Here is a 21,968-nt window from a genome sequence, read left to right on the forward strand (position 1 = left end):
TCAATTTACTACTCTTACTCCGGATTAAAAATTATTCTAAAAAATCTTCATTCTATCGACTTATTGACATCGGTCTTCTTTTTTTTATCCTCCAAGCGCTTCTCCTGTTTCAAAGCCTTGTGCAATAAATATTCAATTTGCCCATTCACGCTCCTAAATTCGTCGGCAGACCATTTTTCCAATGCTTTATATACATCACTCTCTATCCGGAGCATGAAATTCTTTTTTTCCGCCATACTTTTTAACTTACTTATACTATTGATACAAAGTCCCTGTGTTCAATACTGGAGAGGCTGCCTTTTCACCACACAGTACGACCATAAGATTGCTCACCATAGCTGCTTTTTTGTCATTATCCAATTCTACAATATCCTTTTCGGACAACCTTTGTAAAGCCATCTCCACCATTCCTACTGCACCTTCAACAATTTTGGCACGTGCAGCAACAATTGCCGTAGCTTGTTGTCGCTGTAACATCGCCCCAGCAATCTCCGATGCATAAGCCAAATGACTGATACGCGCCTCTTTGATGATAATACCAGCAGGAGCCAATCGGTCTAACAGCTCTTTTTCCAATATATGATTTACGGTATCACCACCCTCGCGCAACGTGATTGTAGCTTGATTGTTGGGATCGATTTCTAAATTATCATACGGAAAACTCCCTGCCAGATGCCTCACCGCTGCCTCACTTTGCGTACGGACATAAGAAGTGTAATTCGTGACATCATAAGTTGCTTTGTAGGTATCCCCTACCTGCCAAACAATAACTGCACCGATCTCAATAGGATTTCCCATCTTATCATTGACCTTTAACGTCTGACCTTGCAAGTTATCCGATCGTAAACTAACATTTAAGGTCGAATATAAAGGATTGACAAAAAATAATCCATTTTCTTTTACTGTACCCACGTAACGTCCAAAAAAATTCAAAACACGGGAATGGTTTGGATTAATAATCATTAAACCCTTTAATAAGAATAAAGCAGTTAAAATACATAAAATCCCCACCATTACATACCATACAGAATCATTCGCTTGAAAGAAGCAGACAATACCCAATACAAAAAGAATAATAGCCATTAATAGCGCTAAATAGCCAGACAAGGGTTTAATTAATTTTTCCATAATTTAATATTTGATATTATTTTGATATCAAATATATACCATAAAGATGTCATTTCCAAAAAAAATATTTAATATCAAAAAGTAATTTTTATCTTCGTTATTATTGCATATATACCCCATGTTTAAACAATCTTTTTTACCCATTGAGCATAAAGAAATTCAGATCTTAATATTAGGTTCATTGCCTGGAGATAAATCGATTCATGAGCAACAATATTATGCCCATCCTCAAAATCGGTTTTGGAAATTAATGCAGCACATTTTCAACAAGACTGCTTCGCTTTCTTATCCTCAAAAGCTCGACTTGCTATTAGAAAATCAGATTGGACTGTGGGATGTATGTGCCCGAGCCAAAAGAAAGGGAAGTATGGATCTTGATATTGTAGAAGAGATACCGAATGATCTTCCGCATTTCATTTCACAGCACCCGCGATTAAAGACGATCATTTTCAATGGACAAAAAGCCCATCATGTATATGAAAAGCATTTTACAAAGAGCGAACACTATCAATATTATACACTACCTAGTACCAGTCCCGCAAATGCGCGATACTCTTTGGAAAAATTACTTCAGGAATGGTCACTTTTATTAAAAAAAGATTAACAAATATTTCCTACAATAAAATCTTAAAATTCATATTGAATCCTTATTTTTGCAGCAACATGTCAGATTTAAAATATAACCAAAGAGGTGTATCCGCAGGTAAAGAGGATGTACACAATGCTATTAAGAACATCGATAAAGGATTGTATCCAAAAGCTTTTTGTAAAATCATCCCTGATATTCTAGGAGGTGATGAGCAGTGGTGTAATATTATGCACGCTGATGGCGCAGGCACAAAATCTTCATTGGCCTATGTTTACTGGAAAGAAACAGGTGATCTATCGGTATGGCGAGGAATAGCTCAAGATGCAATTATCATGAATTTAGATGATTTACTTTGTGTAGGTGCTACTGATAATATCCTACTATCATCAACCATTGGTCGTAATAAAAATGTCATTCCGGGAGAAGTACTTGCTGAAATTATCAATGGTACTGAAGAAATTCTAGGTGAATTGCGTGAAATGGGCATCGGAATCTATTCAACCGGTGGAGAAACTGCAGATGTAGGTGATCTGGTACGTACCATTATCGTAGATAGTACCGTGACATGCCGCATGAAACGTGAGGACATTATTTCAAATCATAAGATAAAAGCAGGTAATGTAATCGTTGGCTTGTCATCATCGGGTACGGCTACTTACGAAAAAGAATATAATGGTGGTATGGGTTCAAACGGATTGACCTCAGCGCGCCATGATGTTTTTAATAAAAGTATTGCAGAAAAATATGCCGAAAGCTTTGATCCCGCTGTTCCTTATGAACTAGTATTTGCAGGTAGTCAAAATTTAACTGACACCATCACTGTGGAGACAGGAGAAAAAATTACTGCAGGTAAATTGGTACTTTCACCAACTCGCACATACGCTCCAGTCATCAAACAGATTTTAGATCAGTATCGTTCACAGATTGATGGTATGGTACATTGTTCAGGTGGTGCACAAACAAAAGTTTTGCATTTTGTTGATGAAGTTCATGTCATCAAAGACAACTTATTCCCGATTCCTCCCCTGTTTGAACTAATTCAAAAAGAATCAAACACCGATTGGAAAGAAATGTATAAAGTATTCAATATGGGACATCGTATGGAACTATATGTACCTGAAGAAATCGCATCTGCAATTATTTCAATATCTGAATCTTTTGGTATTCCAGCTCAAATTATTGGTCGCGTAGAAGCATCTGCTACAAAACAGGTAACAGTAAAATCTCCTTACGGCGAATTTGTTTACGAATAATAAAATAGCATGAGGCTTGATTAATCACAAGCCTCATCGTACCCTATAGCCATGAAAGATAAACTAATTGTGGGATGGAAAGAATCATTAGATTTACCAGAACTTGGTATTTTTAACATTGAGGCTAAAGTGGATACTGGAGCAGGCTCCTCTGTTTTACATTGTGAATCATATGAGGTTAAAATAATTGATAATCATAAGTGGATTATTTGCCAAATAATCGTTAATTTTAAAACAGGAGAACTTCGCATATTTAAGTTTCCTGTTTATAGAGAAAAAATCGTCAAAAGTTCATTCGGTCAAAAAGAAAAACGTTATTATATTCTTACGAAAGCAAGATTGTACAATCAATCATTCGAAATCAAGTTATCTTTTAGAAACCGCTCGTCCATGCGATATCCCATGTTATTAGGAAAAAGTTTCCTGTCTAAAAAATTTATCGTGGACGTCTCAAGGTCTAACTTATCTCAAAAAGCCGTTGGGTAAAACTAATGTTCATACATATTTGTTAATTTACCAACATTACAATTAAATAATTCTAATCATAGCAAAGTGAAAATCGCTGTATTATCAACAGTTAAAAGCTTATACTCGACACGTCGATTAGTAGAAGCCGCAGAAAAACGTGGACATGAATGCGTTGTCATCGATCATAGCAAATGCTATGTAGGAATTCAACAAGGCAAACCCAGCATCCATTATAAAGGTCAAGATATTTCAGATATTGATGCGATCATCCCCCGTATTGGGGCTTCAGTAACTTTCTATGGTTCGGCCATTGTAAGACAATTTGAAGTTATGGGTGTTATATCTGCCAATCCAAGTCAAGCCATTACCCGCTCAAGAGACAAGCTTCGCTGTATGCAGATCCTCTCCGGAGCAGGAATAGGACTTCCCATTACTGGATTTGCTCGCACAACTTCCGATGTGGACGATCTTATCAGTATGGTTGGTGGTGCACCATTGGTGATCAAACTCTTAGAAGGAACACAGGGAATTGGAGTCGTATTAGCAGAGACTAAAAAAGCTGCATCCTCTGTTATCGAAGCTTTTTACGGCTTGGGAAATAATATATTAATCCAAGAGTATATCAAGGAAGCAAAGGGAACAGATATTCGTGCTTTTGTAGTCGGAGGAAAAGTAGTCGGTGCAATGAAAAGAACGGCCAAAGAAGGCGAATTCAGATCAAACATCCACCGCGGAGGAACCGCTGAAATTATCAGGCTGACGAAGAGCGAGCGGGAGACGGCTATTGCTGCTGCGGCCTCTATGGGTTTAACAGTATGTGGTGTTGATATGATGCCTTCAGACAGAGGCCCATTAGTGCTGGAAGTAAATTCATCTCCAGGATTAGAGGGCATAGAAAAAGCAACAAAAAAAGATATAGCAGGTGAAATAATCATATATCTTGAAAAGCAATATGAATTGAAAAAAGCGGCTAAGCCCGAAATTCGTAAAAAGAAAAAGAAAGAAAGTAATTTATAAAATGGAGGTTCCTAAAAAAAAGGAACCTTTTTTTATAAATAAATTTAAAAACGAAAGAAAACACCAGGAAGTAAAAGCAATGATACAATCAAGCTTTATACGATCACGACATTTTGACAATAGCAAAACGAAAGAATAGGAATATACGGGTACATTTGCCGAATAACTATTTAGATGCTATGAAGCTATTTCGATACGGAAAATTAAATGAAGAAAAAACAGGAATTTTAATCAACAATATCCACTATGATACCTCTGATTTTGGTGAAGATTATGACAATAATTTTCTTGCCACAGGAGGAATCGAACGATTAGAAGCGTTTATTTCAAAAAATCAAGCAAATCTTAAAGCAATACCACCCGATAGTCGCATCGGAACTCCAATGGCCAATCCAAATAAAATCGTATGTGTAGGTCTCAACTACTCTGATCATGCAGCAGAAACAGGACTGGTACAAGAGCAAGAGCCTATTTTATTTTTAAAAGCTATCTCGGCATTAAACGGGCCGTTTGATGACATTATGATCCCTAAAAATTCTTTCCATACCGACTGGGAAACTGAACTCGCTGTAGTAATTGGCAAAAAAGGAACCCATGTACCAGTAACAGAATCAACCGATTATATCGCTGGATATGTGATGATGAATGATGTAACCGAGCGTCATTTTATGAAACATCGAGGTGGCACTTGGGACAAAGGAAAAGGATACAATACCTTTGCACCTCTAGGGCCTTATTTTGTAACTAAAGATGAAATCAAAGATGATGGAAATTTACGCATTTGGTTAAAACTTAACGGTACACTCATGCAAGAAGGAAATACAAAAGATTTCATCACTCCTGTCAAAGAATTGATTTCCTATATATCCGACTTCTTTGGCTTATTTCCAGGAGATATTATTTCAACCGGTTCACCATCAGGCACAGGTATAGGTCATGTACCACAACGATTTTTAGTAGAAGGAGACGAAATCGAGTATGGAATAGAAGGATTAGGAATTTCAAAAAATAAAATAATCAACTATCAAAAAGACTGATATTACAGACATAAAAAAAGCACTTCTGAGACGAAGTGCTTTTTTTATGTCTGTCCGGCAGACTATTTGTAATTTATAGTACCACCAGCTAATTTTTTTTCCGATGTGTGTGGAGGTTTACCATAAACATCGATGATACCACCAGCACGAGTTTTAGCGATTATCGAATCTTTAACATACACCACCGCGTTTCCTCCCCCATTAACAGTCACATTGGTCACATCAGTAATTAAATCTTTTCCCTCATACTTGCCTCCGAAATTAGAAATAACATCCTGTGTGATACTTTTTCCCATTAGAGATACGGTAGAACCTGAAGTTGACTTGACATCAACCTTTTTAGTCTCCACATAGACAACGATCAGACCTCCTTCGGCAGCAGATACGCTTAATTGATCAGCAGAAATCTGACTGTTCTGTCTATTGATAATCTTAGCGCCTTTTTTTGCAGATAAACTTTTCAACGATTGAAAATAGACCTTGACATTGATATTATTTCCCTGTAATGCGTTTAGCGTATTCATCTTGATACGCAATGCACCGTTCTTGTTGATCACTTGAATATTTTCAGAATTAGTTCCTTCGGTCACGACCTCATTGGAAGTACCCTGTATTAATTCGACCTGAATTTTATCCGTAACATCAACGGAGTTAAACGTTCCCACATTTTGCTTTATCTGAGCAATACCCAATTGGGCAATAAAACATAAAATAGCACCTAATCCTAATTTTTTCATAACCATATATTCTATTCGTATAATCATTATACAAAATATGCACCATTTGTGAATTTAACTTACTATTTAGCACATTTTAACAAAAATAATAAAAACAAAGCGTTAACAAAAAAAGCGTATGAAGTGACATACACTTCATACGCTTTAATAACTGCTTTTAGCAGTCGTATACGATATTACAATTTGTTATTGATATCGATCGCATTTAACTCTTGAAAAGCTTGTTTCAAACGAGTTACGAAAGCCTCTTCACCTTTACGTAACCATACGCGAGGATCATAGTATTTCTTATTGGGTGAATCAGCACCTTCAGGATTGCCGATTTGACCTTGCAAGTAATCATGGTTTTTAGCTTCGTATTCACGAACACCATCCCACATAGCCCATTGCATATCTGTATCGATATTCATTTTGATAGCACCGTAAGAAATTGCTTCTTCAATCTCTTCAGGAGAAGAGCCCGATCCACCATGGAAAACAAAATTAACAGGTTTTTCAGCTGTTAAATTGAATTTCTCACGAATATATTCTTGTGAATTATGTAAAATAACAGGTTGTAATTTTACATTTCCTGGTTTATACACACCGTGTACATTGCCAAAGGCAGCTGCTACAGTAAATTTATCAGAAACTTTAGATAATTCTTCGTAAGCATAAGCCACCTCTTCAGGTTGCGTATATAATTTTGAGCTATCAACATCTGAGTTGTCAACACCATCTTCTTCACCACCTGTAACGCCCAGTTCAATTTCTACAGTCATACCAAGTGGTTTCATGCGTGCTAAGTATTTTGCAGAGATTTCGATGTTTTCTTCGATAGGCTCTTCAGATAAATCTAACATATGGGAAGAGAATAATGGTTTGCCATGTTGCGCAAAAAATTTCTCTCCAGCATCTAATAGACCGTCGATCCAAGGTAATAATTTTTTAGCAGCGTGGTCAGTATGCAAAATTACTGCAACACCATAGTGCTCTGCCAATAGATGAACGTGTTGCGCAGCAGCTACAGCACCTAGAATACATGCTTTTAAACCATCATTATTTAATGTTTTACCAGCGTAAAATTGTGCTCCACCATTCGACAACTGAATAATTACAGGTGAGTTAACCGCCTTAGCAGTTTCCATTACAGCATTGATCGAGTTAGTGCCTGTTACATTAACTGCAGGTAATGCGAATTTATGCGTTTTTGCTAATTCGAACAATTCTTGTACTTGATCTCCCGTCAATACACCTTTAAAATCTTTTAGGCTCATATTATAATTTGCTTTTGTTATTTATGGACTAAGTTAAAAAAAAATATTGTTCTACATAATTTATAAAGTGTACATATTACACTAACACTTATGATTGATCTTCATTTCAGCAACATATAGGTATAATGAATATTAAATACTGTTTATATCAGTTATTAGACATTTCACATAGTATCATCAGAAGTAATTATTATTGCACTATTGCCCCCAATTATTTTGTATATATAATCCATTTCAATAAGTTTGGTTAAAATAGAGTAAAATATGTTACACGTATACGGCATCAAGAACTGCAGCACAGTAAAGAAAGCACTTAATTGGTTAGAAGAAAACAAACTTAATTACACTTTTCACGATTATAAAAAGGAAGGAATTTCGGAAGAGAAATTAAGGGAATGGGAGAAGGAAATCAGTTGGGAAATCTTAGTCAATAAAAAAGGAACAACTTGGAGAAAATTAACTACTGAGGATCAAGCAGCTGTTACAGATGCGAAATCAGCAAATCAGATATTAGTAAAAAATACAAGTATGATCAAACGTCCATTAATAGAAGGTGGTAAACAACTTGTCGTTGGATTCGATGAAAAGGAGTACAGTTCCTTTCTAAAATAATCGTTACAATTACAGTATTTGACCGAAAAAATTTAACAATACATCTTTTCATACTATATTTAGGCAGAACAAGTCCTACAATTTAGTATGAAAAGATTATCCCTATTGTCCATAAGTATTCTGTCCTTATCCTTAACAAGTCTAAGTGTTGCTCAGCAAAAGAATAATTACAATTATACGGAAACATTTGCCCCATTATTTTTCAAGAATAATGGTGATGAATTTCGCTCTGCAAGTGGAAAACCAGGTCCGGCCTATTGGCAGAATAATGCCGACTATAAAATCTCGGCAACATTAGATGATCAAAAAAATACAATTGCAGGAAAAGTCGAAATAAACTACACCAACAATAGTCCCGATCAATTAGACTATGTCTGGCTGCAATTGGACCAAAATATGTTCTCCAAAGAAGGTCGAGGGACTGCTATTACACCATTGACAAAAAGCAGGTACGGCGATGCCAACACCAACTTTGATGGAGGATATACTGTAGCATCAGTTACTGATCAAGCAGGTAATCCCGTGGATTATATCATTACAGATACCCGCATGCAAATTCGACTTCCAAAAGCAATAGCTGCTAAAGGCGGAAAAGCAGGTTTTAAAATACAGTACTCCTACACCATTCCAGAATATGGTGCCGATCGTACGGGGATATTAAAAACAGCAAAAGGCAATATTTTTGCTATTGCACAATGGTTTCCACGATTGTGTGTATATGACAATATCAGAGGTTGGAATACCCTACCGTATACCGGACCAGGAGAATTTTATCGCGAATTTGGTAATTACCAAGTCGAAATCACAGCGCCAGCAAATCACATCGTTGTACTCGGAGGCGAATTACTCAATCCTCAAGAAGTATTTACGTCAGAACAGTTAAAACGATACGAAAACGCGAAAAATAGTGACCAAACAATCGTGATCCGTTCTGCACAAGAAGTCGCTCAAGCAAACTCAAGACCAAACAAAAAAAGTTTAACGTGGAAGTACAGTCTATATAATGCCCAAGATATTGCATGGGCATCTTCTACATCATTTATACTAGATGCTGTAAAAATTAATTTAGCTAGTGGAAAAAAATCACTTGCTATATCCGCATATCCAGAAGAAAGTAACGGCAACAATGCCTGGGAAAGATCGTCCGAATATACAAAAGCAGCAATTGAACATTATTCCAATAAATGGTTTGAATACCCCTACCCTGTAGCGGTCAATGTAGCATCAAACGTCGGAGGAATGGAATATCCAGCGTTATCCTTTTGTGGTAATAGAGCCAAAGCAGGATCTCTATGGGGCGTCACAAATCATGAATTTGGGCATAATTGGTTCCCGATGATTGTGTCCAGCAATGAAAGAGAGTTTGGATGGATGGATGAAGGCTTCAATTCATTCATAAATGAAATCGCAACAGAAAGTTTTAATAATGGCGAATATTTCAAACAAGTGGGTGATCCAAACAGCCAAGCAGTTCGATTTACCGATCCGCGATTGGAAGCGATTATGAATACACCACAAAGCATGGACGAACGTAATATTGGTATTTTACTTTATTACAAACCAGCTTATGGATTAAAATTACTGCGCAACGAGATCATCGGCAAAGAGCGTTTTGATTTTGCTTTTAAAAAATACATTTCAGATTGGGCATATAAACATCCAACTCCAGAAGATTTTTTCCGCTCCATAGAAAATGGTACAGGTGAAAATTTAAACTGGTTTTGGCGCGGATGGTTTCTAAACAATTGGCGTGTCGATCAAGCCATTACCCAGGTATCGTATATTAAAAATGACCCTAAGCTAGGTGCTGTCATCACTATTCAAAATCTAGAAAAACTACCAATGCCTGTCGTAGTAGAAGCGACAACAGCATCTGGGAAGAAAATCCGCAAAAAATTACCTGTAGAAATTTGGGAAAGAAATAAATCTTTCGATTTCAAGCTTGATTCGCGAGAGCCTTTAACATCTGTCCAACTGGATCCAGATCATGTTTTTCCAGATCATGTTCCCGAAAACAATATCTGGACAGCTAAATAAAAGATAAAAATCTTCTATACATTTAATTAGGAGATTTTTATTTAAAAAAAATCGTTTTAAGCACATTACTCCTTATAATTATGTATTTTTGATAATAAAACACTTAAAATGAGAATAACAATTATACATAGTTTAAGCCTATTTGCAATGCTAGGTGTTAGTAGTCTTTTTACTGAAGTGCGAGCACAAGAAAAGGTAAAAGGGATTACGCTGGAACTCACAAGCAGTCAAAGAATAGGTGGAGTTTCAATTAAAAATCTACGTACCAATACAACGGTAGAGACAGATCAAGAAGGTAATTTTGCGATTGATGTTCAATTGAATGACTACTTAGCGATTGAAGCAACTGGTTATGAAAAAGATACAGTCTTTGTATATGATTATGGTGTTAAAAGAATTTATCTCAATCGACTAAACAATGCGATCGAACTTAATGAAGTATATATTGAACGTATGACCGATAGTCGTCTTAAAGCAGAAATAGAGGCAACAAAACTCGCTGGTAAATATTCGGATGTAGGGCAAGAACGTGGAGGAATCCGTCTTTCCCCTTCCCGCATATTTGGCAAAGATGCAAAGAAGGCTCGTCAAAACTATAAACTCTTAGTTGAAGAACAGCATAAAAGAGTTATTGATCGCAAATTCACAACAGATTTAATCCAGTCTCTAACTCCGCTTAGAGATCCTGAATTAGCTCTTTTTAAAGAGCAATACAGACCTAGCTATAAATTCATTGAGCAAGCCTCAGCAGAGGATATCAAAATTTATGTGATGGATTCCTACAAGAAATTCAATACCAACAAACGAAAGTAATTCTTTGGTTTTACCCTTAATGCAAAAGCTTTTAACTGGAATATCCAGTTAAAAGCTTTTTGTTATTTATGAACTTTTTATGTCCAACTCAAATAAATAAGTTTCAATCTCAACAAATACATTTTGTTCATTGACCAGCCCATCATTCCGCATAGTGGAGGAATTTATCCACCATATGTAAACGTTAAAATATACATCTCTTGGTCCAATATAAAAATTTTACCATTTGTACATCTAAAAAGTCCAAGTTTGTAAAATAATTTACGAAAGCGTATTAAACATTAATTATCACAATATCAATATAGAGACTAAAAAAAACTTCCTTTTTTTTCATTTATTAAACTATATTTGACTTTGAAAAGACAATCAATATTAGTTTAAAAAACAACTCAATTATAAAATAAATATATGCTTTTTAAAAAATCGATTAGCAAGTTAATTGCAGAAGCAGAACTTAACGGTCAGGGAACATTAAAACGTACACTCTCCAGTTCTGGTCTTATTGCTTTGGGTGTAGGTGCAATCATTGGTGCCGGATTATTCTCACTGACAGGTATAGCAGCGGCAGATCATGCTGGTCCTGCTGTCGTGCTTTCCTTTATTATCGCAGCTGTGGGCTGTGGTTTTGCAGGATTATGCTACGCCGAATTTGCCTCTATGATCCCGGTTGCAGGATCGGCATATACCTATTCATATGCAACAATGGGCGAATTTATGGCTTGGATCATCGGATGGGATCTTGTACTGGAATATGCACTTGCCGCAGCGACAGTCTCAGTAAGCTGGTCGCAGTACTTCAATCAGCTCTTACTCACATTAGGGGTTGAAATTCCAACACAATTTTTACATGGACCTTGGGAAGGTGGTATTGTGAATGTTCCTGCTATCATTATTGTTTGTTTGCTGTCGTTACTGCTCATGCGCGGTACAGAAGAATCTTCATTTGTAAACAATATTTTAGTTGTATTAAAAGTAGCTGTAGTTTTAATTTTCATCGTATTAGGGTGGGGATTCATAGACCCAGCAAATCACACGCCATTCATTCCTGTCAACCATGGTGAAGAACTGGTAAAAAGTGGTCAATTGGGCTTTTGGAGTTTTCTCGGAAGCGATGACTTTGGGCATTTTGGTTTCAGTGGAATTCTAAGAGCGGCAGGCGTTGTCTTTTTTGCTTTTATTGGTTTTGATGCCGTAAGTACTGCTGCACAAGAAGCAAAAAACCCTAAAAAAGGCATGCCGATAGGCATCATCGGATCATTAATTATCTGTACTTTACTTTATGTATTATTTTCTTATGTATTGACAGGTTTAGCACCTTATACGGAATTTAAAGGTGATGCAAAACCAGTTGCTACAGCTTTTGCTAAAACAGGATATACCTTTCTAAACACAGCACTGATCGTAACGATTATTGCAGGTTACACTTCAGTAATCTTAGTTATGTTGCTAGGACAAAGCCGTGTATTTTACTCCATGAGTAAAGATGGTTTATTACCTAAAATATTTTCAGATCTTTCCAAAAGACAAACCCCATGGAAAACAAACTTAATTTTCATGGTTTTCGTCAGTATATTTGCAGGATTTGTTCCAGTATCCGATCTAGGTCATATGGTTAGTATAGGTACTTTATTTGCCTTTACTTTAGTTTGTATAGGAATCTTAGTATTGCGTAAGACAGAACCTAATTTGGAAAGACCATTTAAAACTCCATTTGTACCACTTATTCCAGTATTGGGAATATTGGTCTGTGTGCTGATGATGGCTTCTTTACCGATTGAGTCTTGGGAACGCTTAGGTATTTGGATGCTAATTGGTGTCATTATCTATTTTGTATATAGCAAGAAACATTCGAAAATCCGAAAAGAGTATGCCGAAGAACATAAATTAAAAGACTAATCAAAAAAGGCTGTTTCATTGATGAAACAGCCTTTTTTGATATTATCAATGCGCTTATGACCATAAACCAGCGAGTAGCATGATATATTATTCTTTTTCTTTGGGTTCCACCTCTGTCACGATATAAACGTCTTCATTTTCCTTCTTCATCTTATACTTTTCTCGCGCTATACGCTGGACTTCACGTTGATCAGATCTAATGTCAGTAATCGTTTCGATGATACTCTGATTCTCTTTCTCATAAAAAGCCTTCTCTCGTTCTAAATTACTTTTTTGATGTTGGTAGCTATATTGCGTTGCAAAGTCATTGCGATCAAAAAAACACATCCATACGGTAAAAGCTATTGCCGCCAGAAAATATTTATTTCGAATAAGTCCTAAAAATCTATCCATAGTGCAAAAGTAATATTAAAGATCTATACATGCTAAATCTCAATTAAATATAGAAACATTTATTTGGAAAATCATTATGCATCAACCAAGTAGTATTTATTTATGGAAAAAGCCGGTAACTATCATCTCATATTAACAGCGAGGCATTGTTATTTTTATATTTAAAAATTCCATTATTTATGAGAAAAAATTCAATGGAATGAAGCATGCATAAATAAAACATGAAAAATACATAGTGAATACCCCAAAAAAAATAATGATCTATAAAAACGAGATAACTGATAAATTTGGTTAAATCCGCATTTAAATTGCGGATTTAACCAAATTTATCTAAGTTTAACCCTATTATTGAATAGAATCGAGCAAATGAAATATTATCTAATAGCAGGCGAAACTTCAGGAGATTTACATGGTGCAAACCTAATCAATGCATTAAAAATTGAAGACCCCGAAGCTACTTTTAGTATCGTTGGTGGTACGCAAATGGAGGAATCTGCCAATCAAAAAGCCCTGATTCACACTTCTGAAATGGCATTTATGGGATTTGTAGAAGTTTTAAAAAATTTAGGCACCATTTCAAAAAATCTAAAAAAGGTTAAGGAAGATATCATCAAACAAAATCCAGACTGCGTTATTTTAATCGATTTTCCTGGATTCAATCTAAAAATTGCAGATTTTGCGAAGAAAAAAGGTATTAAAACCTGTTATTATATCTCCCCTAAAGTATGGGCATGGAATCAAAAGCGAGTCGTTAAAATCAAACGAGTCGTAGATCACATGTTCTGTATTCTTCCCTTTGAAGTAGATTTCTATAAAAAATGGAAAATGCCCGTTGATTATGTCGGAAATCCACTTTTAGATGCGATTTCTTCCTATCAATTCAACCCTAATTTCATTGCCGAGCATCAACTTTCAGAAAGGCCTATTATCGCGCTACTTCCGGGAAGTCGTAAGATGGAAATTGCTAAATTGTTACCCGTCATGGCCAATTTAACGTACCTCTTCCCTATGCATCAATTTGTCATCGCTGGTGCTCCTAATTTTGATAAATCTTATTATCAACAGTACCTTGGGGACCAACAGATTCCAATTGTATTTAATGCCACCTATGATCTACTGAAACATGCCGAAGCAGCGGTCGTGACAAGTGGAACAGCCACCTTAGAAACAGGAATTCTTAAAGTCCCTCAGGTGGTGGTTTACAAGGCTAATGCGCTGTCCATCTGGATTGCAAAACTTGTGATCAAAGTAAAGTTTATCTCCTTGGTCAATTTGATCAACGACTATCTATCTGTCCGCGAGCTTATCCAAGATGATTGTACCACCTATGATATTGCACAGGAATTAGATCAATTGATCAATAAGCCTGAATATCGGGCTAGCGTACTGGAAAATTATGAAATATTGGCGCAAAAATTAGGTCAACCAGGTGCCTCAAACAAAACAGCTAAATTAATTGTTCAGTATATGAAGTAGCGAATTAAACTTTCAAAAACGCTATTCGTCAAATAGATGTTATTTAACAAAAATTACAAATAGCTATGAAAAAAATAATAACAATACTAACATGTGCCTTTCTGGCATTTCAGTCATATGCACAAAGTAATGTAGAGCACATCAGCAAATTGGAAATTGGGAAAAAGGCTAAAAAAGTCTACAATACCAAATCATCTGATTCAACAATCAATTTACATATTGATACCTTAATCATGGGAGATAAAGCGTCTTTGATGTTTTATGCGAATAAAAATGTCAATCTCACTATTGGGCATGCCATTATTGGCAACAATGCTTCCATTTCAGGTACCGATAGTAAAAACAATGGATCAAATTTTGATATTCAAGCAAATTTCCAAAAGTTAGGATCGCTATACATTGTAGCGAAAGGAGATAATGCCTTTAACGGAACAAGAACATTTCCAAATGGAAACGGTGGAAATGTAAAGTTATCACTTTCAGAAAATAGTATCGTACCACAAAGGGAAAACAAGAAGCAACCCAATTATCTTCAGATCGCTAACGAAGGCGGAGGTAAAAATGTCAATGCAACAAGTGATCTTCGATCAATTTATGATCGTGTGAGACAGGCACCAGCTGGATTACGAGGTCTTCCTCAGGGACAGATCTTCTCTGGAAGTCCGGGTATAGATGGTAAGACAGAAATTATTACCATAAAATAAAAATAGCGAGCCATGGCTCGCTATTTTTATTAGATACATGTTAGTCTAACGACAACCTTTCAGCTTTAATTCATAAGCGACCACCAGCTTGGTCATTCTATCATAACGCGCCAATCCTTCTTGCTGATTATTATGTTTTAAATAGCCGTTATAGAAGATGCCAAAGACTTTATTAGTCCAACCTGTATAATTACTCCAAAAAACAGCCTCCTGCTTCAGATCATCTAATACAAGTTGTGAAAGCCTGTTTTTATAATTGGCAAACAATTCCTCATCGATCCCCCTCAGCTCCTGTAGCATATACGATGTTGTTTGTAAATAGCTAGAATAGCGGTAAAAAAGCTCTGGATGATTTTTCAGTCGAACATAGGCAATAAAATTTGCCTCATCTTCAAACCCCACCCCCTGTTGATGTGCCAATTCGTGAACATACGTAAAAGGGCTGGAAAAAACAGGCATTGCAGTATTGACATGTGCTTCATGCGTAAAAGGATTAAAATATCCTGAGACACCAAAATAGGAAACCCAGTTACTATTGAGAGATCCCTTTGCACCGACTAAAGTCTTTGAAAGAAAAGATTGAAAAGTGGTATCCGAATACACTAACTCCACCATCTCTCTTCTTATTTTTGCATCCTGATGCTCCCATTGCTTTGGATTTATCTGGGCGCGTAAAACATTTGTCGAATCGAGACATGCTTCCAAAACGACAAGATAATCAGCTAACTTTAGACTATCTGTGCTTAAACCGGTATTCTGAACAATGGGTGTCCGGTAATAGTTCATCCCCCAGCTTATATAAAAAAACAAGTATAAGCCCAAAATTACATTAATAAGATACACCAGGAATCTACCCGCATGAGCGTATCTCTTTTTTAAAAGATGCCTAATAACGGTAAACACTAACATCAAAAGGAAAAAAACCGCAAAAAAATAAAATAAGTCTCCAATACTAAAAGGTAGATAACCAAAAATAGCTTGTGGCAAATATGAAAAAAAAGGATACCACATTCTTGAATAATAGTGTTCAATAAAAACAGTATTCTTTTCCAGAATAGTGATTACTGCAATAATAGAACACAGTATTGCAAAACAAATAAGTGATTTCCTTAACATATACTTCATTTAAAATTTAGCTCTCATTTTCAAAATATAGCTTATAATAGTTCATTCCCTTTTCTTCATCAAATCCCTTTTCAATATATTCTCGTTTCCCATGCAAATAAACATGAAAATTTTTATCCAGCTTTAATACTGTCTTATAAGAAGCTTCCATTTTCTTGACGGCTTTATCTGCTATATCAAAACTGCTTTGAAAAGGGGAATCAAATTCATCTTCAAACCCAGATCTGAAGTCATTAAACATGGTTGCCGCAATAGGATTACCGATTACTTCCTCTTCAAATTCTTCTTGATCAAAAGTCTCTTTCTCTTTGAAGTAATTCAATGATTTGTTGAGCAGATCAATCTTATCAGCCTTTTCTAGCTCAAACATATCATCCAACTTCTCATTTACAAAGTTTTTGTAGACCTTTAGATAATTGCCAGTTTGATTAAAATCATCATTTCGAATTTTAATATTTAGAAAATCATCTTTCCAATAGACAGCCTCGGTTTTATTGGTTTGATCCACAACCAGTACTTTGAATCCCTCCTCCTCTTCAACATTCACAATGATGACACCTTTATCCAGTTTATTGATATTAATCGCTTCCTCTTCGTAATCCAGTTGAAAACCACCTTGATTTGGATAAACCTTGAGATAAGTTTCCTTATTTTCTGATTTAAAAATTCCGATTGCATCATGATTTTCCCCTTCAATCTGTATATTTTTTAAAGAGACCACATATACTTCACCCGGTTTAATCTTAGGATGCATACAGACCTCATACAGATGCTTTGCTACTTGTTGAGAAAATTCATGAAAAGGTAATTGCTCCTTGAAGAACTGTTTGGTAAAGTGATAAATTTCATTCAGTTCCAGCTCCCCATTGGGATGAAACAAGCGATATACCTCATTTACTTTTGCAAAAGGACTCATAAAGTAGTGCATCAGAAGAGGAGGCAGCACTTCGTCATTTTCCAAAGGAACAGGTTGTTCCGATAAAATATAAAATTCTTCCTGCGACTTATTTCCTACACGGTGGATAGCAAGTTGATCAAAAGTAGCATCTTGATGAAAAAACATAGTTCTTATTTAAATCTGTATTATTAAAAATTATATAAATCGACAGCGATCTTAAATGTTTGGCAATGTGCATTGACAATATCTCTGATATGCATAGAATATCCTCCCCCCATACTGACCTGAACAGGGATTTTATTGGTCACACAAAGGGTAAAAACAAATTCATCACGCATCCGGCAAGCCTCAGGAGATAGTTTGAGTTTGCCTAATTTATCCGTTGCCAGTATATCCACACCCGCTTGGTAAAAGACAAAATCGGGTTTTACCTTTTTAAAAATTAGCGGCAAAGAATCACCTAATAGTTGCAAATATACATCATCTTCGAGACCATCAGCAACAGGAATGTCCAAATCCGACTGTTCTTTGATAAATGGAAAGTTTTTATCTCCGTGAATAGAATACGTGAACACACGGTCATCATCACGAAAAATATGTGCTGTTCCATTTCCTTGATGTACATCCAAGTCAATGATTAAAATCCTGTTTGCTAACTGCTTATTAAGCAAATAGCGCGCTGCCACAGCTTGATCATTAAGCAAGCAAAATCCTTCACCAAAGTCATAGCCTGCATGGTGTGTCCCTCCTGCAATATTAAAAGAAATATTATATTTTAGTGCATACAGCGCACACTGAATGGTACCATCGACCAGATAGCGTTCGCGATCAACAAGACTTTTTGTCAAAGGAAAACCGATCCTACGAATCATTTTAGCGTTTAATGTCAAATCAAAGATATCCCGAACATATATAGGGTCGTGAGCTAGACATGCTGTTTCAAAAGAAGCCAGAGCAGGTTCGAAAAAATTTTCCTTTCTCACAACACCTTCATGTAAAAGCTGTAAAGGAATCAATTCATATTTTTCCATCGGAAATCGATGACCTTCTCGTACGGGATGAATATATTCGGGATGGAACGCAATCTTCAACAAAGCAGTATATTTAAAACTTCACTAAGATAATAAAAAGGATATTTAATGGTTTTTATTATGGATAATATTTAAAAATAATTGTTTCCCCCTATAAAAAATAGCATATTTGATTTCAACTCATTACATTTATGGAACTTAGCACCAAACCACAATTATCAACCGAAGAGCAGCGTGTATTAGGCGCTTTGATCGAAAAGTCAAAGGTCACTCCAGAATATTATCCGATGTCACTGAACGGTCTCCAAAGCGCCTGCAATCAAAAAACCGCTAGAAGACCCGTCGTACAATACTCCGATGAAACCATTATCAATACCTTAGCCATATTAAAGAAAAAAGGACTTATTGCACATGTTGTGGGTGGTGGAAGCCGCGTGACCAAGTATAAACACAATTTTGCCATACAATTTCCGTTGGTACCATCAGAATTAGCGATTATATGTCTACTCTTACTACGTGGACCGTTAACTGCAGGCGAAATAAACTCCAATTCAGGACGTCTTTACGATTTTGAAGCTTTAGAGGATATCACAGCCCAGTTAGATAAGTTAGCAGCAGAAGGATTCGTAAGAGCACTCGATAAACAACCAGGACATAAAGAAATCAGATATATTCATCTGTTAGGCGACGTTGATCTGGAACAATTTGAACAAACTCCTGCTACATCGGAAAGCACTGCACTTCTACAAAAAAGAATTGAAACATTGGAACTTGAATTAGCACAACTGAAACAACAATTTCAGGAATTTTGGGATGAATTACATTAATACTTAATCAAAATCAATCCTTTTTTTAAGAAAATAACAAGATGTATGTTGATTTTTTCATCCGAGAGGTGCACCCAATGGAAGAGGTATCTATCTATGATTTCAAGAATCAAACGATTCAATATATTAACATGTTCGATCCCATGGCAAATTGGAAATGAAAAGTTGTATAGTATAATTAAACTTCATGACGCTTAATTTGTTATAAAGTATAAAAACATAAAATATGAAATTTGGACAAGTCACGAACCCCCAGGATATCGATTTTAACTTACCAGCGATCTCCCCTGAAACATTGAAATTACTCAAGCAGCATAAGAATAAAGCATCCTTTGAAGTTTATGTGGGCTGTGCCAAGTGGAATAAGACAGAATTGAAAGGCTTCTATCCAAGAGGAACTAAAGACGAACTCACTTATTACAGCAATCAATTTAATAGTATTGAATTAAATGCAACTTTCTACCATGCACCATCCAAGGAGCAAGTAGAAACTTGGAAGAATAAGACACCTGCAGATTTTAAGTTTTTTCCTAAAATACCGCAGTCTATCAGTCATTATAGTCGTCTATTGAATACCGAAGAAAAAGTAAAAGAATTTACTGACAATATCGTTTTTTTCGAAGAGAAGTTAGGGATGATTTTTTTGCAGATGCACGATAACTATAAACCAAAAGACATGGAACGCTTGCGTGAGTTTCTGTCAAAATTTCCAAAAGGTCTTCCACTAGCAGTAGAAGTACGAAATCAGGAATGGTTTTCAGATCCCAAAATAGCTGAGGCTTACTTTCAACTACTTGAAGAGTTTAGTATTACAAATGTCTTGGTTGATACAGCAGGGCGGCGTGACCTATTGCACATGCGCTTGACTACACCTATCGCCTTTATACGGTATGTTGGTGCCAATCATGCTTCGGATTACTCCAGATTGGATGAATGGATTGCGGTTATTAAACAATGGCGAAAAGCAGGACTGCAAAAGTTATATTTCTTTATCCACCAAAATATAGAAGTGGAGTCTCCTCTATTGGCAACTTATTTTATTCAACAATTAAATGCAGAGTTTGGTCTAAGTATCGTTTGTCCAAATAAAGGTAACGCCTAGAACTGGAAAAAATCAAAAAGCCTAATCAAATGACTAGGCTTTTTACTTTTATGCTTTATTAAAAAGATTATTTTTTAGCAAAACGGAAGTTTTTACCAATAAAACGTGCATTTGCACCTAATTCTTCTTCAATACGTAATAATTGATTGTATTTAGCCATACGATCCGAACGTGAAGCAGAACCTGTTTTAATCTGACCACAGTTCAATGCAACAGCTAAATCAGCAATTGTCGAATCTTCAGTCTCTCCAGAACGGTGCGACATTACTGACGTATAATTTGAATGCTGTGCCAAAGTAACCGCATTGATTGTTTCCGTCAAAGATCCAATTTGATTAACTTTTACCAAGATTGAGTTTGCAGTATCGGTATCAACACCTTGTTGCAAACGTTTTGTATTCGTAACAAATAAATCATCACCAACTAACTGGATCGTTGCACCGATTTTTTCAGTTAACAATTTCCATCCAGACCAGTCATCTTCCTGCATACCATCTTCAATAGAAATAATCGGATATTTCTCAGTCAATTCTGCTAAATAAGCAACTTGCTCTTCAGAAGTACGGATAGCACCTTTATCACCTTCAAATTTAGTATAATCGTATTTTCCGTTTACATAAAATTCAGATGCAGCACAATCTAAAGCCAAACAGATATCAGAACCTGGTTTGTAACCTGCTGCTTCGATAGCTTTTAAAACAGTTTCAATAGCATCTTCAGTACCATCAAAAGTTGGAGCAAAACCACCCTCATCACCTACTGCTGTAGATAAACCACGGTCATGTAAAATCTTTTTCAAGTTATGGAATACTTCTGTTCCCCAGCGCAAAGCTTCTGAGAATGAAGGTGCACCTACTGGCATAATCATAAACTCTTGGAAAGCAATAGGAGCATCAGAGTGAGAACCACCATTAATGATGTTCATCATCGGAATAGGTAATGTATTGGCATTAACACCACCAATATAACGGTATAGAGGTTGACGAGACTCTTGCGCAGCAGCTTTTGCAACAGCTAAAGAAACACCCAAAATAGCATTAGCGCCTAAATTTCCTTTATTTTCAGTGCCGTCCAAATCAATCATGATTTTGTCGATTGCATTTTGTTCAAAAAACGTCAACACCTGCCAAAGCTTCAGCAATTTTAGTATTTACATTTTCTACTGCTTTCAAAACACCTTTACCTAAGTATTTTGATTTATCACCATCACGCAACTCTACTGCTTCGTGAACACCTGTAGAAGCACCAGAAGGTACTGCAGCACGTCCAACGAAACCATTCTGTGTCGTTACATCTACTTCGATAGTAGGATTTCCGCGCGAATCCAAAATCTGACGCGCATGTACATCAATAATTAAACTCATTGTAATATTGGTTTAAACTTTTTATATAGTATTTTATACAATACTTAGTGTAATTTTTACACTAAAAAATTATATTCTGATTTAATAATCAAATATAAATAAAATTGGGCTGATTAAAAAACGTAAAAACACAATTTTATGGCAAGAATGAATAGCTAAAGAACAAAAAAAAGAGGTTAGCAAATCGCTAACCCCTCTCCTATAC

General features: G+C 36.0%; 21 protein-coding genes and 1 pseudogene. 13 read left to right on the forward strand and 9 right to left on the reverse strand.

What is annotated here, in order from left to right:
• Positions 1 to 47: 47 nt before the first annotated feature.
• A complete protein-coding gene (locus MUB18_RS18755; RefSeq protein ID WP_108157420.1) occupies positions 48 to 236 on the reverse strand; it encodes an Arc family DNA binding domain-containing protein in 189 nt (62 codons plus the stop codon).
• A 19-nt stretch (positions 237 to 255) separates the two neighbouring features.
• Entirely contained in the window at positions 256 to 1,128 is an 873-nt protein-coding gene (locus tag MUB18_RS18760) for an SPFH domain-containing protein (RefSeq protein WP_248754221.1), read from the reverse strand.
• A 118-nt stretch (positions 1,129 to 1,246) separates the two neighbouring features.
• Here MUB18_RS18760 and MUB18_RS18765 point away from each other — a divergent pair, with 118 nt between their 5' ends.
• The 5 genes from MUB18_RS18765 (at position 1,247) to MUB18_RS18785 (ending at position 5,492) form a co-directional block, all read left to right on the forward strand.
• Positions 1,247 to 1,732: a DNA-deoxyinosine glycosylase gene (locus tag MUB18_RS18765; protein ID WP_248754222.1), complete on the forward strand. Its 486-nt coding sequence runs from the start codon at positions 1,247 to 1,249 to the stop codon at positions 1,730 to 1,732.
• A 59-nt stretch (positions 1,733 to 1,791) separates the two neighbouring features.
• A complete protein-coding gene (locus tag MUB18_RS18770; protein ID WP_045756131.1) occupies positions 1,792 to 2,970 on the forward strand; it encodes an AIR synthase related protein in 1,179 nt (392 codons plus the stop codon).
• A gap of 51 nt (positions 2,971 to 3,021) precedes the next feature.
• Entirely contained in the window at positions 3,022 to 3,456 is a 435-nt protein-coding gene (locus MUB18_RS18775; RefSeq protein WP_045756124.1) for an ATP-dependent zinc protease, read from the forward strand.
• Between the two features lie 66 nt (positions 3,457 to 3,522).
• Positions 3,523 to 4,455, forward strand: a complete 933-nt coding sequence (rimK, locus tag MUB18_RS18780) for a 30S ribosomal protein S6--L-glutamate ligase (RefSeq protein ID WP_045756123.1) — start codon at positions 3,523 to 3,525, stop codon at positions 4,453 to 4,455.
• A 179-nt stretch (positions 4,456 to 4,634) separates the two neighbouring features.
• On the forward strand, positions 4,635 to 5,492 hold the full coding sequence (locus MUB18_RS18785) for a fumarylacetoacetate hydrolase family protein (RefSeq protein ID WP_248754223.1): 858 nt from the start codon (positions 4,635 to 4,637) through the stop codon (positions 5,490 to 5,492).
• 62 nt (positions 5,493 to 5,554) lie between these two features.
• On the opposite strand, the gene MUB18_RS18790 is transcribed toward MUB18_RS18785, so the two are convergent.
• Both MUB18_RS18790 and fbaA read right to left on the reverse strand, forming a co-directional pair.
• Positions 5,555 to 6,229 carry a head GIN domain-containing protein gene (locus tag MUB18_RS18790; protein WP_045756130.1) on the reverse strand — a complete coding sequence of 225 codons (675 nt, stop codon included), beginning with the start codon at positions 6,227 to 6,229 and terminating at the stop codon, positions 5,555 to 5,557.
• Between the two features lie 176 nt (positions 6,230 to 6,405).
• Complete coding sequence (gene fbaA / locus MUB18_RS18795) at positions 6,406 to 7,485, reverse strand: class II fructose-bisphosphate aldolase (RefSeq protein ID WP_094773615.1); 1,080 nt, start codon at positions 7,483 to 7,485, stop codon at positions 6,406 to 6,408.
• 264 nt (positions 7,486 to 7,749) lie between these two features.
• Here fbaA and MUB18_RS18800 point away from each other — a divergent pair, with 264 nt between their 5' ends.
• From MUB18_RS18800 to MUB18_RS18815, 4 genes are all read left to right on the forward strand, one after another.
• Positions 7,750 to 8,097 carry an ArsC family reductase gene (locus MUB18_RS18800; protein WP_094773614.1) on the forward strand — a complete coding sequence of 116 codons (348 nt, stop codon included), beginning with the start codon at positions 7,750 to 7,752 and terminating at the stop codon, positions 8,095 to 8,097.
• Between the two features lie 87 nt (positions 8,098 to 8,184).
• Positions 8,185 to 10,134, forward strand: a complete 1,950-nt coding sequence (locus MUB18_RS18805) for a M1 family metallopeptidase (RefSeq protein ID WP_248754224.1) — start codon at positions 8,185 to 8,187, stop codon at positions 10,132 to 10,134.
• A gap of 108 nt (positions 10,135 to 10,242) precedes the next feature.
• Positions 10,243 to 10,947 (forward strand): hypothetical protein, encoded by a 705-nt coding sequence (locus MUB18_RS18810; protein WP_248754225.1) that lies wholly within the window; start codon positions 10,243 to 10,245, stop codon positions 10,945 to 10,947.
• A 408-nt stretch (positions 10,948 to 11,355) separates the two neighbouring features.
• Positions 11,356 to 12,843 carry an amino acid permease gene (locus MUB18_RS18815; RefSeq protein WP_248754226.1) on the forward strand — a complete coding sequence of 496 codons (1,488 nt, stop codon included), beginning with the start codon at positions 11,356 to 11,358 and terminating at the stop codon, positions 12,841 to 12,843.
• An 87-nt stretch (positions 12,844 to 12,930) separates the two neighbouring features.
• On the opposite strand, the gene MUB18_RS18820 is transcribed toward MUB18_RS18815, so the two are convergent.
• Positions 12,931 to 13,236 (reverse strand): FtsB family cell division protein, encoded by a 306-nt coding sequence (locus MUB18_RS18820; RefSeq protein ID WP_045752120.1) that lies wholly within the window; start codon positions 13,234 to 13,236, stop codon positions 12,931 to 12,933.
• A gap of 366 nt (positions 13,237 to 13,602) precedes the next feature.
• On the opposite strand from MUB18_RS18820, the gene lpxB reads away from it, so the two are divergent.
• Both lpxB and MUB18_RS18830 read left to right on the forward strand, forming a co-directional pair.
• The gene (lpxB, locus tag MUB18_RS18825) at positions 13,603 to 14,712 is read left to right on the forward strand and encodes a lipid-A-disaccharide synthase (protein WP_045752119.1); all 1,110 of its coding nucleotides are present in this window, start codon (positions 13,603 to 13,605) and stop codon (positions 14,710 to 14,712) included.
• A 65-nt stretch (positions 14,713 to 14,777) separates the two neighbouring features.
• A complete protein-coding gene (locus MUB18_RS18830; protein ID WP_045752118.1) occupies positions 14,778 to 15,416 on the forward strand; it encodes a hypothetical protein in 639 nt (212 codons plus the stop codon).
• 45 nt (positions 15,417 to 15,461) lie between these two features.
• Here the strand turns inward: MUB18_RS18830 and MUB18_RS18835 are convergent, their stop codons facing one another.
• Genes MUB18_RS18835 through MUB18_RS18845 form a run of 3 tightly spaced genes read right to left on the reverse strand, consistent with a single transcriptional unit; the run spans position 15,462 to position 18,533 of the window.
• Positions 15,462 to 16,541 carry a DUF3810 domain-containing protein gene (locus MUB18_RS18835; RefSeq protein WP_317233168.1) on the reverse strand — a complete coding sequence of 360 codons (1,080 nt, stop codon included), beginning with the start codon at positions 16,539 to 16,541 and terminating at the stop codon, positions 15,462 to 15,464.
• 7 nt (positions 16,542 to 16,548) lie between these two features.
• Positions 16,549 to 17,604, reverse strand: a complete 1,056-nt coding sequence (locus MUB18_RS18840) for a nucleoid-associated protein (protein ID WP_248754227.1) — start codon at positions 17,602 to 17,604, stop codon at positions 16,549 to 16,551.
• 23 nt (positions 17,605 to 17,627) lie between these two features.
• Positions 17,628 to 18,533: a histone deacetylase gene (locus tag MUB18_RS18845; RefSeq protein ID WP_045752673.1), complete on the reverse strand. Its 906-nt coding sequence runs from the start codon at positions 18,531 to 18,533 to the stop codon at positions 17,628 to 17,630.
• Positions 18,534 to 18,661: 128 nt separating this feature from the next.
• On the opposite strand from MUB18_RS18845, the gene MUB18_RS18850 reads away from it, so the two are divergent.
• Together MUB18_RS18850 and MUB18_RS18855 are read left to right on the forward strand one after the other, a co-directional pair.
• Positions 18,662 to 19,297 carry a YceH family protein gene (locus MUB18_RS18850; RefSeq protein WP_248754228.1) on the forward strand — a complete coding sequence of 212 codons (636 nt, stop codon included), beginning with the start codon at positions 18,662 to 18,664 and terminating at the stop codon, positions 19,295 to 19,297.
• A 226-nt stretch (positions 19,298 to 19,523) separates the two neighbouring features.
• Positions 19,524 to 20,399 carry a DUF72 domain-containing protein gene (locus MUB18_RS18855; RefSeq protein WP_248754229.1) on the forward strand — a complete coding sequence of 292 codons (876 nt, stop codon included), beginning with the start codon at positions 19,524 to 19,526 and terminating at the stop codon, positions 20,397 to 20,399.
• A gap of 67 nt (positions 20,400 to 20,466) precedes the next feature.
• Here the strand turns inward: MUB18_RS18855 and eno are convergent.
• Positions 20,467 to 21,763, reverse strand: a pseudogene (gene eno, locus MUB18_RS18860) (phosphopyruvate hydratase).
• Positions 21,764 to 21,968: the final 205 nt, after the last annotated feature.

This window comes from Sphingobacterium sp. PCS056, from assembly GCF_023273895.1.
In the GTDB taxonomy this organism is placed as follows: Bacteria; Bacteroidota; Bacteroidia; order Sphingobacteriales; family Sphingobacteriaceae; genus Sphingobacterium.

What these genes read in the sequence shown, in the direction of transcription:
- MUB18_RS18800 (WP_094773614.1), top strand. Translation starts at nt 7,750, where the DNA reads ATGTTACACGTATACGGCATCAAGAACTGCAGCACAGTAAAGAAAGCA.
- MUB18_RS18820 (WP_045752120.1), bottom strand. Translation starts at nt 13,236, where the DNA reads ATGGATAGATTTTTAGGACTTATTCGAAATAAATATTTTCTGGCGGCA.
- fbaA (WP_094773615.1), bottom strand. Translation starts at nt 7,485, where the DNA reads ATGAGCCTAAAAGATTTTAAAGGTGTATTGACGGGAGATCAAGTACAA.
- MUB18_RS18785 (WP_248754223.1), top strand. Translation starts at nt 4,635, where the DNA reads ATGAAGCTATTTCGATACGGAAAATTAAATGAAGAAAAAACAGGAATT.
- MUB18_RS18815 (WP_248754226.1), top strand. Translation starts at nt 11,356, where the DNA reads ATGCTTTTTAAAAAATCGATTAGCAAGTTAATTGCAGAAGCAGAACTT.
- MUB18_RS18775 (WP_045756124.1), top strand. Translation starts at nt 3,022, where the DNA reads ATGAAAGATAAACTAATTGTGGGATGGAAAGAATCATTAGATTTACCA.
- MUB18_RS18850 (WP_248754228.1), top strand. Translation starts at nt 18,662, where the DNA reads ATGGAACTTAGCACCAAACCACAATTATCAACCGAAGAGCAGCGTGTA.
- MUB18_RS18790 (WP_045756130.1), bottom strand. Translation starts at nt 6,229, where the DNA reads ATGAAAAAATTAGGATTAGGTGCTATTTTATGTTTTATTGCCCAATTG.
- MUB18_RS18835 (WP_317233168.1), bottom strand. Translation starts at nt 16,541, where the DNA reads ATGAAGTATATGTTAAGGAAATCACTTATTTGTTTTGCAATACTGTGT.
- MUB18_RS18755 (WP_108157420.1), bottom strand. Translation starts at nt 236, where the DNA reads ATGGCGGAAAAAAAGAATTTCATGCTCCGGATAGAGAGTGATGTATAT.
- MUB18_RS18810 (WP_248754225.1), top strand. Translation starts at nt 10,243, where the DNA reads ATGAGAATAACAATTATACATAGTTTAAGCCTATTTGCAATGCTAGGT.
- lpxB (WP_045752119.1), top strand. Translation starts at nt 13,603, where the DNA reads ATGAAATATTATCTAATAGCAGGCGAAACTTCAGGAGATTTACATGGT.
- MUB18_RS18765 (WP_248754222.1), top strand. Translation starts at nt 1,247, where the DNA reads ATGTTTAAACAATCTTTTTTACCCATTGAGCATAAAGAAATTCAGATC.
- MUB18_RS18840 (WP_248754227.1), bottom strand. Translation starts at nt 17,604, where the DNA reads ATGTTTTTTCATCAAGATGCTACTTTTGATCAACTTGCTATCCACCGT.
- MUB18_RS18760 (WP_248754221.1), bottom strand. Translation starts at nt 1,128, where the DNA reads ATGGAAAAATTAATTAAACCCTTGTCTGGCTATTTAGCGCTATTAATG.
- MUB18_RS18805 (WP_248754224.1), top strand. Translation starts at nt 8,185, where the DNA reads ATGAAAAGATTATCCCTATTGTCCATAAGTATTCTGTCCTTATCCTTA.
- MUB18_RS18830 (WP_045752118.1), top strand. Translation starts at nt 14,778, where the DNA reads ATGAAAAAAATAATAACAATACTAACATGTGCCTTTCTGGCATTTCAG.
- MUB18_RS18855 (WP_248754229.1), top strand. Translation starts at nt 19,524, where the DNA reads ATGAAATTTGGACAAGTCACGAACCCCCAGGATATCGATTTTAACTTA.
- MUB18_RS18770 (WP_045756131.1), top strand. Translation starts at nt 1,792, where the DNA reads ATGTCAGATTTAAAATATAACCAAAGAGGTGTATCCGCAGGTAAAGAG.